We start from the raw sequence: 13,636 nt of genomic DNA, 5'->3' as shown, positions 1-13,636 counted from the left end.
TATCCGCAAAAATCGCCCGCGCCTTCTTGACACTTCACGCTGCCGTCTAGGCGGCCTCGCTCTACCCCGGAAAGGGTAGGGCACCCTTAACACAAAAAATCACCACGAAACAAGGAATGTCCTTAATGACTAAACAAGAAACCATCACCGCGACCGAAGCCCGCTTTCCGCTGGCGTCCCTGACCCTCTCACCCTTGAACCCGCGTCAGACCGTGCCGGAAGCCGAGGTTGTCGAACTGGCCGAGTCCATCTGGACCGTTGGCCTGATCCAGAGCATTGCCGGGCTGGCCGATGACAAGGGCGGCGCTGAAATCGTCGCTGGTGGGCGTCGCCTGCGCGCTTTGCAACATCTGGCGGAGAAACACAACAACCTTGCCAACATCCGCCCCGAACTGGCGAACCCGCTGGTGATGATTGCCCCGGATGTTGAAACGGCTGAGACATGGGCGAATGCAGAGAACATCACCCGCAAGAACCTGACCCCCGCCGAGGAAATCCGAGCCTATGGCAAGATGGACAAGGCCGGTGCGCCCGCTATCGGTATTGCCCGCGCCTTTGCCGTGACTGAGGCGCATGTTCACAAGCGGCTCAAACTGGCGGGACTGCCGGAACAGGTGATTGATGCGCTGGACGCCAAAGAAATCAGCCTTGGCGAAGCGGCAGCGTTCACGATCTGCGATGATGCCGAACTGATCTTGCCGGTGCTGGAACGTGCGCGGCAGGGCTATATTTCCGAGTATCAAATCAGGAAAGAACTGAAACCGGATGCGGTCAACGCAACAGATCGCCGGGCTAAATTTGTTACTCTGGAAACCTATAAGCAAGCTGGTGGCCGTCTCTCTGGCGACCTGTTTAAGCAAAAGACTTTGCTTGATGATCTGGCAATTCTTGAACAGTGCTTTGCGGACAAGCTGACCACCATCGCCCGCACCATGCGTCAGGGAGAAGGTTGGCTATGGGCCGACTTCACGCTGGCGAATGCCTTTGGCGGTTATGAACTCAGAGAAATGGGCTGTGCCCGCATCTATGCCGAGAATGGCGTTTTGACCGAGGAACAGGCCGAGCGCTATGACGAGTTGGGCGAGCTTGCCAATGGTGAGGTTCTGGACGAACCGGGTCAAAAGGAACTGGCCGACCTTCAGGGCATCATTGATGGCGAATATAGCCTGATCCAGAAAGACCATGCCGGTATCGTCCTGTATGTTGACAGCGCCGGTGAACTGAGCGTGATCTACGGTCTGGTCAAGCCCGAGGACAAGGAGGCCGCGATTGAGGCCGGTGTGTTGGAGGCATCCAAACACAAAGCCGAGGCAAAGACCGAAACCCCGACTTCCAACAAGTCGCACATGTCGCAGGCATTGGTTGACGATCTGAAACGGGTGGTGACGGGCGCACGGCAACATGCGGCGCTGTCCGATCCAGACCTGATCCTTTCGCTCTTGGCCTTCCAGCTTTCAGGCGGCGTGACCTACGGCAAACCAATCGGGCTCAGCACCAACGAGGTTCCGAATTGGCCAACAACCGAGGCAGCGGGCTATGCGCTGGATGAGCGCCTGACCACTCCGACCGAGTGGGAGGGCAGCGAACACTCGCGCGATGTTGTCAAAAGCTTCCGGGCCTTCCGCAAGCAGGGTCAGGATCACATAAACGCCGAACTGATCCGACATCTGGCGGCGGTTCTGAGCGGTGGAGACAAGGCGCTGAAAAAGCTGATCGACCGCGAGGTTAAGACCGATATTCGCGCGGTCTGGACGCCAACAGCGGAGAATTTCTTCTCCCGTGTCAGCGGCCCCATCCTGAACGGCATCTGGAAAGAGCTTCTGGGCCTCAAGCCCGAGCATCCGACCATCACCACGTTCGAAAAGCTGAAAAAAGGCGACAAGGTTGCGAAGCTGCACGCTCTCTTCAATGACCCCGAAGCGCGGGCATTGATGAAGTTGGGCAAAGCCGCCGAGAAGCGGATCGCCAAGTGGTTGCCGAAGGGCATGGGCTGAACAAAGCGGGCAGGGCGGTTCAAGCCGCCCTGTCCCCTCAATCGTTGGAAAGAGAATAGAACGATGCGATTCAAGCACTGGCAGCACGACGAATTCACCGACACGCCCCGCAAGCGGTCTGCCCTGCGTCGGAAACAGCGGTTGGAGCGTGAAGCGCTTCCACTGTTTGCAGAACAAATCCGGGAAGAACAGCCGAGCGAAGATGAAGTCATGAAGGCGCGCGGGGAAGATTGGGCAGTGCGAGAGGCAAAAATGCGGTCTCGCCGAGCGGAAGACTGGCGGACGGCGCGGCGCAAGTTGGACGCTATGCCGATACGGAACCGATCCATTCTTCGCAAAGCATGGAATTGCGCGCCGTATCCAGCCGATCCCGCCGATCCCGGTTACCTGCTTGGGTTCCTGCATAGCTATGACATCGGTCGGGTCGATATAGACGCCTTGCCTTTTCCGTTGTTTCGGACAACGGCGTCAGGGGAGCGGATTGCGTCAGTCTTCGATGAGACGCACCCGGAAATCCTGATCAACATCATCAAGGCCCGCGACATCGCAGGATCACCCGAGGGATATCGACTGGCAGAGCGGAAGGCCGCGTATCACCACCTTCAAGCCGCCGCCAAAAGCAACAAGGACAAAGCCGAGGCCAAACAGGACCGACTTCGCGCCCTGTCACTTTGGGACAGCTTTGGCGTGCCCAGCCTCATGGAAGGAGAAATTCATGGCGTTTGACAATGACACCAATCACGGGCGGGTCACGAAGATCGTGTATTTGCTCGATCAGATCGAGAAATCGGCAGTGTCGAATACCGCCAACAAAGAGCAGGTTTCCGCAATGCTCAAACCGGCCAATGACAAACTGTCATCGATGTGCGTCGAAACCGTCATGGCGGTTCGGGAGATGAAACAGGACCGCAAAGGCGCATGGGGCGTGACCGCACCACAATGGGCCAGTGTTCGGGACATGGCCGAGAGCGCCAGTCTGGATGATCTTGGGGTTGCGGTGTTCATCTACATCCAGCGCTGCGAAGATGAACGTGCAGATCGGCGGGGCCAATGACCAGGATCAGCTACAGAACGCCTGGAACGCGCGTGTGGTGGAGCAGCGTGGAAGAATGGTGCACCGCCGGGATCAAGCTATCTCAGCGCCGCCTGTCCCATAAGCGGAACCGCGATCTGGCCACCCATAGCGGATGTATGCCCCTGACGATGATCTATGCCGAAACGGACCTAAAGGTGATTGAGCGGGCATTGCATCTGTTGAAGTTCGGTGCACCGCCACTGTGCAGGCCGGAACGCGGTTACCGGGCAGATCACCCATCCACGCCGGTCATCGTCGCGCTTAAAAACAGGATTGCGGTTCTCAAAAAAGAGGAAGATGTGATTCCTGCAGGTGACAACTGGCACAAAGCTTTATTGTCCAATAAATTGAATGTCTTGGGCGATTAGCCCTTGAAAGGGCGTAGCCCAAAGGATACAATAAGTTATGATTGAAATCAGGATGACAGAGGCTTTCGCAACGTGGCTGGAGGGACTTCGGGACCGACGCGCCAAAGCGAAAATTCAGATCCGAATTGACCGTCTGAGCCTCGGCAATCCCGGTGACGTGAAGCCAGTGGGTGAGGGCGTCAGCGAAATGCGAATACGTGAGGGCAAAGGATACAGGGTGTATTACGTCTCTCGCGGAGAAGTTCTGATTATCCTGCTTTGTGGCGGCGACAAAAGCTCACAGCAAGGCGACATACAAAGGGCCAAAGCGATGGCCAGAGACGTGGAGTAAAGACATGGCAATCAAGACGAGAGCATATGACGCCGCTGATTTCCTCAACAGCCCCGAGGAAATTGAAGCCTATCTGGAAGCTGCGTTTGAAACCAATGACAAAGCCGTTGTTGCGGTTGCTGTCGGTAACGTAGCCCGCGCGCGTGGGATGGGTAAGGTCGCAGCAGCAGCGGGTCTGTCACGCGAAAGCCTCTACAAGGCGTTGGGTGAAAACGGAAACCCTGAACTGGGAACCGTTTTGAAGGTCCTAAAGGAATTGGGGGTGACCCTCATTCCGAAAGTCGAAGCACACTGAACAGAAAAGGGGCCGGGTGATGACGTCCGTCCAACCAAAAACGACAATAGCGAAAAGCGCTCACCGGGTCTGGAAATCCGCGCAGATGTATATCGGGTTTCACAAAGACCAAAGTGGCAGGGACCGGGCTGAACCCAAATTCTGGCCGCCAAAGAATGGCAGCGCTTCGATCAATGCGGATCCGTCTGAGCAGGAGGCGATTGTGGTCATCAAAGCGGCTGACCCGAAGCATACGAAGGACGTGCAGGTCAAGCTACATCCAAACCGGGTCGTGGTGCGTCGTGATGCCGATATGTGGTGGCAGGGTGTTGCTGTAGATGAACATTCCGTCACTGTTCGCATGGCAGATGGAACTTTGATCGAGGTTAGACATGACGGTTCAGTCAAACGTCGCGCAGCCGAAGATGAAACCCATGTCGAAGCTGACGGAAGCATTTTCAAATGGACCGAACACGCCGAGACAACAATGACAGGTGATGGGGTCGAGATGACCCGTCGCACTGAGGATCGGATTACCGCGATCACACAAGACGGCGTTGTCGATCGGGCGCGCAATCGCTGAACCTATAGCAAACGGAATTGCAGGGTATGGGCCTTTTACTCCTTCTTCTCGGCGCTTTTGTCGTCGCTGTTCTTTGGGTCTTCGGGCGGCTGAATGGTTTACAGGCCCTTGTTGGGTTGGCTGTTTTTGCCGTGTTGGGCTTTGGCCGTGATTCACTCCCGCCAATAATTTACGGTCCGCTGGCGCTGATCATGATTATCATCTGTGCGGTTATGTTCTTTCAACATCTCCGAGCCATCCAAAACGTCGATAGTTCCGAATCCGATTAAGATTAATTCTCTCGATGGAGTGGATGCCCCTCCCCGCAGTCTAGGGTGATACCGTGGGTCATCACATTTTTCTAAGGGAGTACCATCATGACAGAGGTTGCAATCATTGGTGTCGACTTGGCCAAGTCAGTCTTCCAAGTGCATGGGGCGGGAGCAGATGGGACCGTCGTCTACCGTAAGAAGCTCAGCAGAACCCAGTTCCGTAAATTCATGGCAGAACAGCCCGTTGGTATTGTCGCGATGGAGGCCTGTGGTAGCGCGTACTATTGGGCGCGGCAAATGGACAAGCTGGGTCATCAGGTTAGGCTAGTGCCGCCAATTTATGTGAAGCCTTTTGTGAAGCGGCAGAAAAACGATTCAGCCGACGCAGAAGCGATTGCTGAGGCGGCATCAAGATCTAACATGCGATTTGTGCCGGTCAAAAGCGAGCGTCAGCAGTCACGGAGCATGCTGTTTCGAACCCGGGAGATGATCATTGGCCAAAGAACGCAAACAGTTAATGCTCTGCGGTCTCATCTCGCCGAGTTTGGTGCCATAGTTCCTAAAGGGATACACAATTTAAAACGTTTGGCTGCCTATGTTCGTGATGTGGAAGCGGAGCTTCCTTCTGAGGTGCAGCAGATTGGGGAATTGTATCTGGAGCAGATCGCCTGCCAGACCGATCGCATCAGGGTGTTAGAAAAAGCGATCAGAGAGTTGTCGGACACCAGCGAAGTTGCGCGACGCCTACGAACAGTTCCTGGAGTGGGGCCAATTACGGCAATGGCCATTGAAGCGTTTGTTCCTGACATCAAGGCCTTTGATAGAGGTCGAAGCTTCTCCGCATGGCTTGGGCTTGTTCCCATGCAGCATTCTACGGGAGGTCGACAAATTCTTGGACGAACATCGAAGATGGGTCAAAAGGATATTCGGCGGCTACTGATTGTAGGTGCGATGTCAGCCATCAACTCCCAACTCCGCAAACCTGAAGAAGAACGCTCTACTTGGCTCAGCCGTTTGCTGGATAGGAAACCAAGAATGATTGCGGCAATAGCGTTAGCCAACAAAATGGCCCGGGCGATTTGGGCCATGCTGACGAAAGGAGAAGATTATAAAGTTCCGGCGACTGAGGTAGCTGCTTAGGTTACATTGTCGTCGGTAATGGGGAGTGTGAGGAGGTTTTGAACAGAATGGGCAAATGATCGTCAGATCGGGATTAGGAAAACCAGTTCACCACGATGTGTTTCGAACACGTTCTCTCGATTTGGACCTGATCCGCGAACTATCCATACCGGCCCGCGGCCATGTGAGAGAGCCGCACATCTGAGGCCTGACACACGACCGCACCCGATCACATGCTCATGACGTAAAAAATCTACTTGCACTAAGCGGGGCATCCACACACGTGGTGAGAGTTCACTGGCCCGCTTCGGCGGGTCTCTTTTTTGGCGGTACGCGAGTGTAGAGGGTTCTTTGGTGTCCCTCGGCACCTGGGGCCGTCGCCCCACGTGCCAGCGCGACTTGCGCTTCGCTTCGACGGCCGCGACCGCGGCCGGCACTCAACATCAGCGCTGCACCTGGTCACACCCTTGCAGATAGCGTCCGGCGGTTAACCTGGTCCGCGCTTGCGCGGCCCAGGGCCGGACAGACCGACCGTCGCCTTCGCCATCAGAAAAGGGCGGTGTGTGCCGCCATCGTAATCCGTTCCCAGCTCCTGCAGGTCATTCTGTTTTGGGAAGGCCATCAGTTCACAGGTCAGAACGATGCGTTTTTTGGCAGATCGCCTTGAGTTCGCCTTGTCATCGTTGAGCAACCGTTCGATCGTTCCGCGCGCAGCGGTCCCAGTAGTTCGTGCCACTCATCCGCTCTGACTGCCTCTCCGCCGTTGCCAATGAAGATCCTCGCTCCCGTGTTTCTTCAAGATGAACATATGCGAGCAGTCGGGACCGGCGCTGCCGATCTGCGTAAAGATCGGCAGCTTCAACGACTATTTTCCGCCGGCGGGCAAGCCCGCCTTTGCATCGCGAAGCAAAATAGTCGCTGACATCCCCTTAGTGCCCGCAAAAATCATGTCCATCGAAACACTCAAAAGCGAGGATCTAACAATGGCAACTCAAACTCTGAAACTGAACGTCAAAACCGGTGAAAAAGATGGCACGAACTACTGGGACCGGTGCGGGGTTCTCTTCGTAAACACCGATGACGCAACCGGCGAGATCAAATCGATCACCGTCAAGCACAACATTGTCCAGCCCCAATTCTATGGGCCAGTTTTGAGCAAGGTTTCTGGAACGGGCGGTCGCATGTTTAGAGCCTGATGGGGTCTGACACGATTGTACTGTCTAAGCCAGGTATTGATGACGATCTGAGCCTGTTTGGTGGTGTGGAACCATTCTGCGTTGAGGACTTCCCGGCGCAGAGTGCCATTGAAGCGCTCGTTGTATCCATTCTCCCAAGGTGATCCCGGGTAGATTTGGATCGGCTTAATGCCCACCTTTCTTAACCAGGTCTGCAGGGCCGTTGCGATGAACTCCGCGCCGTTGTCGGAACGGATGTGTTCGGGCTTCCCGTGCCGCAATAAGAGTGGGTAGAGCGCATCCAGCACGTCTGCGCTGTTCATCTTCGGCTTGACCGCTACGCAGAGCGCCTCACGGGTATACTCATCCAGCACCGTCAGCATCTTGTAGCTCTGTCCGTTGCTCAGCTTGTCGTGGACAAAGTCAATGCTCCAGATGTGATTGGGATGTTGCGGTCGGAGCCGGATGATCGAGCTGTCCTTGTGGTACAGCCGTTTGCGTTTCTTGTGCCGTTGTGGGAGCTGCAAGCCTTCTTCGCGCCATAGTCGTTCGATCTTTTTATGATTGACTGCCCAGCCTTCGACACGCAGCAGCTCGGCGACCTTGCGGTAGCCGTAGCGCCCATACCGTTTGGCCAATCGGATCATCGCCAGACGTAACGCCTCATCATCCTTTGGCGCTGCGCGGTATTGCAGCGTGCTCCGCGCCAATCCAATCACGCGACAGGTGCGCCGTTCAGAGGTTGCCAGCTTTTGTCGGGTGTGGACCACGGCCTGACGAAGCTGGTCTGCCGTCAGGCCTTTGGCTTTAGATAATCAAGGCTCTCCTTGAGAATGAGTTTGTCCAGTTCAAGCTCAGCCACGATTTTCTTGAGCCGATCATTCTCTTTCTGCAGCGCCTTCAGATTGGCCATCTCAGATCGTCCCATCCCACCAAACCGCTTGCGCCATGTGTAATAGGTCGCATCACTGACACCAGCCGTTCTGCACGCCGTCGCGACATCCGAACCAGATGCCAGGCCCAGCTCAATCTCGCGCAAAAGCCGCAGAATATCTTCGTCCGAATACCGTTTCCGCGCCATCAATCCCGTCTCCAAAACTAAGCCAACTGTGGCACAGTTTTAGGGGGCCAAGACAGACGGTCGAGGCACGCACGGCGTTGCCTTTGAATCTGAGCTTCTCATCCTCCAAGGACTTGGTCATTTGTCTGCTTCCATAAACCGCTCAATCATGGCCGAGGCGCACGTCATAAACCACAGCTGGGCCTATACCAAATGGGACGGTAATAGGAACGTCGTCATACCAATCACTGATTTTGCAAGTGGCTCCGATCTCGAGCGGAGACTTGGGCCCGCAAACATCAAAGCCCTGAAAGACGCCAAAGCGGCTGACTTGATGAGCGTTTTTGCTGCAGGCAACGACTACGGCCTGCCCGAAGTCTCATACCTTGCAGGCATTCCACACTTACTACCCGACTATAACGGTTACATCATCGCCGTCGTTGCTGTCGGTGTTGATCCCAATGAAGATGATGAAGAAAAAAGGATAAAAATAGCGGGCTTTTCCAACCACTGCGGCGTCGCAATGCACTTTTGCCTCGCTGCGCCAGGCTCAGGCATCCTTAGCGCCAATAATGGCGGCGGGGTTCGTTACGATGGCGGAACGTCCATGGCCGCCCCGCATGTCACTGGAGCCTATGCCGTCTTGAAGAGCCAGTGGCCTTTCCTGACCGCCCCCGAAATCGCTCAGAAACTGAGCAAGCGGCGGGCGTGATGCCCAGTGCACCACCGGAAGAACAGGTGGATAGGGAGTTGGCAAATTGGGTTGCTGAGGCCCAGAAAAAACGCGGTGCAGCGCTCGATCTGCCGACTGTAATGCAGGCTTGTCCCGAATTCGCGTCATGGGCGCGCAATATGGGAGGATATCTGAAAGATTGGGGCGATCTTCACCGAGTTGCCGGGCAGTTGAGGCCGATGATTGGCGTTTCCGAGCACGCCTGGAGCCTGGCGCAAGACCGACTTGGGCCTCAAATCGCAACAGCGGCACTGGTTCTGACATTTGACAAGCATTGCGCCGGAGAAGTTGCGTCTCCGGGCGGATATCTGCGAGGCATTGTTCAGAAAGCCGGGGCAGGGGAACTGCATCTCGAGCGCAGCTTCTACGGCCGATTGAGTGGACAGGCGGCGTAATGCAGTGGCACAGAGGCATGTCCAAATTGCTTTTGTACATAGCGTTCATCGGCGTGACGGAGAAAAGGTCCGTGCCGTTATCAAGGAGCGCTATGGTCGAATGTCGGAGCGTAGGATGTGAGGCTATGGAATTTCGCCCTGAACCGTTCGGCTGAAAATATCTGCTTGAACCGATATAAATTAGGAGCTATATTTCTATCATGACGTGGCTCGTACTTGAGCATCCGGACTTCGTCGAAGAACGCGAGGAGTTGCCAGATGAGGTGTGTGACAAGCTTGATGCGGTAATCTTGCTGCTTGAGCAATACGGACCGCAGTTGGGGCGACCACGTGTCGATACACTCGCAGGTTCTGGGCACGCCAATATGAAGGAAATTCGCTTTAAAGAGCAGGGTGTCTGGAGATTTGCTTTCGCGTTTGATGAAGAGAGAAATGCTGTCGTCCTGGTTGGTGGCAACAAGCAGGGCAAGAACCAGAAGCGGTTTTACAAGAGCCTCATCGCAACTGCAGATGAACGCTTCGACGCGTGGCTTGATGCGGAATGAAAGGAAGATCGATGGTAAAGCTGAAGAAAACAGCCTTCGGAAATGCAGGTGACCGCATTCGGGCACTGCCGCAGGATCGACGTGAGCGTATCGAAGCGCTGGCCGGCGAAATGGCTGCAGAGCTGCACCTTTCCGAAATCCGCAAGGCGCTCTCGATCACCCAGAAGGACCTCGCCGAGAAGACCGGCCTGGCCCAGGGCGAGGTCTCGCGTTTCGAAAATGCTGAGTTGACCGGGGCGAAGATTGGAACCCTGGAACGCTATGTCGCTGGCATGGGCGGCCGTCTGCGACTTCTGGCCGAAATGCCTGATGGCACAACGGCCGAAATCCCGATGAAGAGGGGCAAACCCGTTAAATCAAGGGTGAGCGCGGTCTGACAAAGCCACTAAGGTTTTCGTCACTGACGGCTGGGTTCACAGAACGGGAAGTGGTGGTGTGCGATTGCGTGTGACCGTACAGGCGCGATAGCTGGTATCTATCCAAAAATAGGATTTGGGAATTTCCCGAAGACAGCCAGCTGGTTCTATTGTTCGGTATGGAACGATTTGATTGGCCTGCGAATGCTTGGCTAAAAACCGCCAATTTGCACAATAAATTCAGCCTGTTACTTGCAGGCCGGTTGGGTCTGGCGTATCATCGGTTCATCGGTTCATCGGTTCATCGGTTCATCGGTTCATCGGTTCATCGGTTCATCGGTTCATAATCCGTCGCGCCGCCCTGCTGCAGACTACAGCGCTGGCCGCAGTTTGCACCATTCTGACGCCCGGGCTGGGGTCGTCTCCCGCTAAGGCAGAGGCGGGGCGTGGGTTCTTCGGGTATTGGGTCGAGGGCGAAGAAGACTCTACGAATTTTGATACTTTTGAAAGCTTTGGCACGTTAACCCTCCCTGGAACCAGCACTCCAGTATTGAGTCCTGACGGTGAAACGCTTGATATCGGTGCTGTTGCGCTTACGATCGGCAACGAGCATGGCAATGATGGGAGGTTTGTGGTTTCTGATGGGCAAAGACTCGTAACATCCAATGGCATAGCTGTGCGCGGCGGCGAGTTTTCTGTTGCTGGCCCGGGAGCGATCGTGGAGACCTCAGGTATCTCCGTCTATTCCAAGCCACATAGGCTGGGAAAACTCAGTATTGCCGACGGTGGAGTCGTTAGGATCGGTGGGGCGCAGCCTGAGGTGGTGCAGCTTGTGTTTGGACAGGATCTTTACTGTGTCAGAAGTGATAATTCCCGTCGTCCGGACTCTGACTGCGCTTATGAAACCGAACTTGAAATCGATGGTGAGGGCTCCCTGTTGGAGCTAACTCCACCTTCAAGCGGTCATTTGGGATTCCTCAACAGTTACGCCGATGTGCAGACCGCAACCATTACAATCTCGAATGGCGGAATGTTCAGGGTCCGTGAGGCAACAGGGAATTACCGCGTGTACGTCCGTTGCGACCCTATCCCTGGTTCGGCTGCGTGTACGCCGGTTTATCGTGATGCCTCTCAGGGGGAAGCGAATGCTGGCCCATACCAATCTCACCCTGATGGTCATCTAACGTTCAACATTGGTGCGGCTTCGGGGCAGGATGCTGTCGCAGCTGGATTTGTCGACTTCCACAAACCACTCCCCCTATCGGGTATCAGCGAACTGGTCTTCAATCACACTAACACCGACTATAGGTTCGGAGCCAGCATTAGCGGCCCTGGCTCTGTTCTGGTCGAGAACGGCACAACAATTCTGACCCACGAGAACAGCTATACCGGCGGTACGACGATCACGGGTGGCACTTTGCGGTTGGCTGACGGTGGTAGTATAGCCAGTGATACGACGATCAATGGCGGCACGTTGCAGGTGGATGACGGCGGCAGCATTACGGGAAACACGACGGTGTCCGGAGGCGTAGTGCTAGTCAATGGGAGCCTTTACGCGGTTACGCTCAACGATGGTGGTGTGCTTGGTGGCGACGGTACGGTTGGTGCGGTGACTGCAAACAATGGATCAACCCTTGCGCCAGGCAATTCCATCGGCGCATTGAATGTAGAGGGGGATATCACCCTGAGCGCAGGCTCAAGCTACGCAGTTGAGATCAATAGGAATGGCGAGGCCGATCTTCTGGCCGTTGATGGTGCCGTGACGATTGACCAAGGGGCCATGGTCCATGTTTCGGCTGAACATGCCACAGATACCGGTTTCTACTATGCGCCGTCCACTGCATACACCATCCTGACGGCCGACAGTCATATCACTGGAACCTTTGGTGGCGTCACCGATAGTTTTGCGTTTCTGGATTCGGCTCTGGATTATAGAACGCCCAACCAGGTCATCCTGGTATTGGAGCGTAACCTGACGAGCCTTGCGGATGTCGCCGTCACAGAGAACCAGCGAAATGTGGCGATCGCTGTCAGTAGCTTGAACGCAAGCAATGATGTCCTGAATGCGGTCATGGGCCTCAGCGCGGATGATGCGCGCAGTGCATATGACAGTCTTTCCGGGGAAATACACCCTTCGGTCGATGGCTTGCTGCTTCAAGACAGTAGCCTTGGTCGCACTGCGGTTAACAACCGTCTCCGCAGCGCCTTCGATGGTGTTGTCCCAAACGAACAACAGGCGATTGCCCAGGACCGATCCGGTGGAAGCTCTATGGGGTGGTTCGAGGGCTACGGTCAATGGAGCGAAATCAGCGAAACCGACGATACGGCTGCAATAGACAGCCAGACGGTCGGCTTTTTTGCTGGTGTCGACACACAGAACCGCCGTGGATGGCAGGTCGGTCTGTTTGCTGGCTATGGCAATAGCAGTGTGACTGTCGATACACGTGAAGCTTCTGGGGATGCCAATAGCTTCACTCTGGGAGCATATGCCGGGTATCAACTGAATGACTTCGACTTCCGGTTCGGGGCAAGCAATGCCTGGCACAAGGTTACCACCGACCGGACCGTGACTGTCGGCGGCTTTTCCGATGAGCTGAGCGCAGATTACGCGGCCAACACATTCCAGGCCTTTGGCGAAGTTGGCTATACACACACAACCCAGCTCGCCCGAATTGAACCGTTCACCGGCTTGGCGCTTATCAATCAGCGCACGCACGACTTTGTCGAGGAAGGCGGTGCAGCAGCTCTCTCCACTGGCACTTCTTCACACTCAGTCGGTGTCTTCTCATTGGGCACCCGGTTTGAGCGTCAGCTTCAAATCGTTGGCAGTGACGCGACCCTGCTGAATGGCAGCTTGGGCTGGCACCGTGCGCTCGGTGATTTGGACCCGGTCAAGACCATGCGATTTAACGACAGCAGTATCTTTGACGTTGCCGGTACTCCGGTTGAAAAGGACACACTTCTGGTCGAGCTGGGTCTGAGACATCAGGTGGATGGCGTCCTCTTCGACCTGAGCTACTACAGTGTATTCGGAGACCTCGCACAGAACCAGGGCTTCAGTATCGATGCGTCGATCAGGTTTTAGGCCAAGTTGACCGGAATGCGCTTCATCCGGCTCTAGCTGTGGTGAGGCGCTCGACTGTTCCTTTTGTTCAAAGTTATACAAGTAACGTTAGGGCAAGGCCGAAGTTTCCAGGAGCGCTAACCAATGTGCGGTCTTCGATATACGCTTTTCGAAACGCTGGCAGCTAAGTCCCGTCGAACCCGCGGTAACCTTACAGCATCACAGGTTGGGGCTTGGTCTCGACGGATGGGTAACGCCAGTATCGATGCCAATTGACCCAGCCCCCTGGTCCGGGCCGTTTATTTGAAGAAGC

Annotated in this window: 15 protein-coding genes and 1 pseudogene; 14 read left to right on the top strand and 2 right to left on the bottom strand. The window is 55.4% G+C overall.

The window, feature by feature from the left end; translation table 11 throughout:
- The first annotated feature begins 125 nt into the window (after positions 1-125).
- The 8 genes from ACR3ES_RS24545 (at position 126) to ACR3ES_RS24510 (ending at position 6,016) form a co-directional block, all read left to right on the top strand.
- A complete protein-coding gene (locus ACR3ES_RS24545) occupies positions 126-1,994 on the top strand; it encodes a ParB/RepB/Spo0J family partition protein (protein WP_170438043.1) in 1,869 nt (622 codons plus the stop codon).
- A gap of 63 nt (positions 1,995-2,057) precedes the next feature.
- Entirely contained in the window at positions 2,058-2,720 is a 663-nt protein-coding gene (locus ACR3ES_RS24540) for a hypothetical protein (RefSeq protein ID WP_480425735.1), read from the top strand.
- Positions 2,710-3,048: a hypothetical protein gene (locus tag ACR3ES_RS24535; RefSeq protein WP_170438041.1), complete on the top strand. Its 339-nt coding sequence runs from the start codon at positions 2,710-2,712 to the stop codon at positions 3,046-3,048. The genes ACR3ES_RS24540 and ACR3ES_RS24535 overlap by 11 nt, the downstream gene beginning before the upstream one ends.
- Positions 3,045-3,437, top strand: a complete 393-nt coding sequence (locus ACR3ES_RS24530; RefSeq protein ID WP_170438039.1) for a hypothetical protein — start codon at positions 3,045-3,047, stop codon at positions 3,435-3,437. Before ACR3ES_RS24535 ends, ACR3ES_RS24530 begins: the two co-directional genes overlap by 4 nt.
- A 37-nt stretch (positions 3,438-3,474) precedes the next feature.
- Positions 3,475-3,768, top strand: coding sequence for a type II toxin-antitoxin system RelE/ParE family toxin (locus ACR3ES_RS24525; RefSeq protein ID WP_170438038.1), 294 nt, complete (start codon positions 3,475-3,477; stop codon positions 3,766-3,768).
- Between the two features lie 4 nt (positions 3,769-3,772).
- A complete protein-coding gene (locus ACR3ES_RS24520; protein ID WP_480425603.1) occupies positions 3,773-4,063 on the top strand; it encodes an addiction module antidote protein in 291 nt (96 codons plus the stop codon).
- An 85-nt stretch (positions 4,064-4,148) separates the two neighbouring features.
- Complete coding sequence (locus ACR3ES_RS24515; protein ID WP_480425605.1) at positions 4,149-4,625, top strand: hypothetical protein; 477 nt, start codon at positions 4,149-4,151, stop codon at positions 4,623-4,625.
- Positions 4,626-4,981: 356 nt separating this feature from the next.
- Positions 4,982-6,016 carry an IS110 family RNA-guided transposase gene (locus ACR3ES_RS24510; protein WP_170438032.1) on the top strand — a complete coding sequence of 345 codons (1,035 nt, stop codon included), beginning with the start codon at positions 4,982-4,984 and terminating at the stop codon, positions 6,014-6,016.
- A 466-nt stretch (positions 6,017-6,482) separates the two neighbouring features.
- On the opposite strand, the gene ACR3ES_RS24505 is transcribed toward ACR3ES_RS24510, so the two are convergent.
- Complete coding sequence (locus ACR3ES_RS24505) at positions 6,483-6,617, bottom strand: hypothetical protein (protein ID WP_480634796.1); 135 nt, start codon at positions 6,615-6,617, stop codon at positions 6,483-6,485.
- A gap of 516 nt (positions 6,618-7,133) precedes the next feature.
- Positions 7,134-8,251, bottom strand: a pseudogene (locus tag ACR3ES_RS24500) (IS3 family transposase).
- Between the two features lie 100 nt (positions 8,252-8,351).
- On the opposite strand from ACR3ES_RS24500, the gene ACR3ES_RS24495 reads away from it, so the two are divergent.
- From ACR3ES_RS24495 to ACR3ES_RS24470, 6 genes are all read left to right on the top strand, one after another.
- The gene (locus ACR3ES_RS24495; RefSeq protein ID WP_480425756.1) at positions 8,352-8,942 is read left to right on the top strand and encodes a S8 family peptidase; all 591 of its coding nucleotides are present in this window, start codon (positions 8,352-8,354) and stop codon (positions 8,940-8,942) included.
- Positions 8,942-9,358 (top strand): replication initiation protein RepC, encoded by a 417-nt coding sequence (gene repC / locus ACR3ES_RS24490; RefSeq protein WP_480425607.1) that lies wholly within the window; start codon positions 8,942-8,944, stop codon positions 9,356-9,358. The genes ACR3ES_RS24495 and repC overlap by 1 nt, the downstream gene beginning before the upstream one ends.
- A 200-nt stretch (positions 9,359-9,558) precedes the next feature.
- Positions 9,559-9,903, top strand: a complete 345-nt coding sequence (locus ACR3ES_RS24485; protein WP_170687757.1) for a type II toxin-antitoxin system RelE/ParE family toxin — start codon at positions 9,559-9,561, stop codon at positions 9,901-9,903.
- Between the two features lie 11 nt (positions 9,904-9,914).
- Entirely contained in the window at positions 9,915-10,280 is a 366-nt protein-coding gene (locus ACR3ES_RS24480) for a helix-turn-helix domain-containing protein (RefSeq protein ID WP_170635523.1), read from the top strand.
- 158 nt (positions 10,281-10,438) lie between these two features.
- Complete coding sequence (locus tag ACR3ES_RS24475; protein WP_480634795.1) at positions 10,439-10,606, top strand: hypothetical protein; 168 nt, start codon at positions 10,439-10,441, stop codon at positions 10,604-10,606.
- A 203-nt stretch (positions 10,607-10,809) separates the two neighbouring features.
- Positions 10,810-13,344, top strand: coding sequence for an autotransporter domain-containing protein (locus ACR3ES_RS24470; protein ID WP_170635518.1), 2,535 nt, complete (start codon positions 10,810-10,812; stop codon positions 13,342-13,344).
- Positions 13,345-13,636 lie beyond the last annotated feature (292 nt).

This window comes from Ruegeria sp. B1 (assembly GCF_056535885.1).
This window is presented reverse-complemented; position numbering and strand designations above follow the sequence as displayed.

Excerpts from the sequence above, each read along its gene's own strand:
- ACR3ES_RS24535 (WP_170438041.1), top strand. The coding sequence starts at position 2,710 with ATGGCGTTTGACAATGACACCAATCACGGGCGGGTCACGAAGATCGTG.
- ACR3ES_RS24485 (WP_170687757.1), top strand. The coding sequence starts at position 9,559 with ATGACGTGGCTCGTACTTGAGCATCCGGACTTCGTCGAAGAACGCGAG.
- ACR3ES_RS24510 (WP_170438032.1), top strand. The coding sequence starts at position 4,982 with ATGACAGAGGTTGCAATCATTGGTGTCGACTTGGCCAAGTCAGTCTTC.
- ACR3ES_RS24520 (WP_480425603.1), top strand. The coding sequence starts at position 3,773 with ATGGCAATCAAGACGAGAGCATATGACGCCGCTGATTTCCTCAACAGC.
- ACR3ES_RS24515 (WP_480425605.1), top strand. The coding sequence starts at position 4,149 with ATGTATATCGGGTTTCACAAAGACCAAAGTGGCAGGGACCGGGCTGAA.
- ACR3ES_RS24475 (WP_480634795.1), top strand. The coding sequence starts at position 10,439 with ATGGAACGATTTGATTGGCCTGCGAATGCTTGGCTAAAAACCGCCAAT.
- repC (WP_480425607.1), top strand. The coding sequence starts at position 8,942 with ATGCCCAGTGCACCACCGGAAGAACAGGTGGATAGGGAGTTGGCAAAT.
- ACR3ES_RS24525 (WP_170438038.1), top strand. The coding sequence starts at position 3,475 with ATGATTGAAATCAGGATGACAGAGGCTTTCGCAACGTGGCTGGAGGGA.
- ACR3ES_RS24480 (WP_170635523.1), top strand. The coding sequence starts at position 9,915 with ATGGTAAAGCTGAAGAAAACAGCCTTCGGAAATGCAGGTGACCGCATT.
- ACR3ES_RS24505 (WP_480634796.1), bottom strand. The coding sequence starts at position 6,617 with ATGGCCTTCCCAAAACAGAATGACCTGCAGGAGCTGGGAACGGATTAC.
- ACR3ES_RS24530 (WP_170438039.1), top strand. The coding sequence starts at position 3,045 with ATGACCAGGATCAGCTACAGAACGCCTGGAACGCGCGTGTGGTGGAGC.
- ACR3ES_RS24540 (WP_480425735.1), top strand. The coding sequence starts at position 2,058 with ATGCGATTCAAGCACTGGCAGCACGACGAATTCACCGACACGCCCCGC.
- ACR3ES_RS24545 (WP_170438043.1), top strand. The coding sequence starts at position 126 with ATGACTAAACAAGAAACCATCACCGCGACCGAAGCCCGCTTTCCGCTG.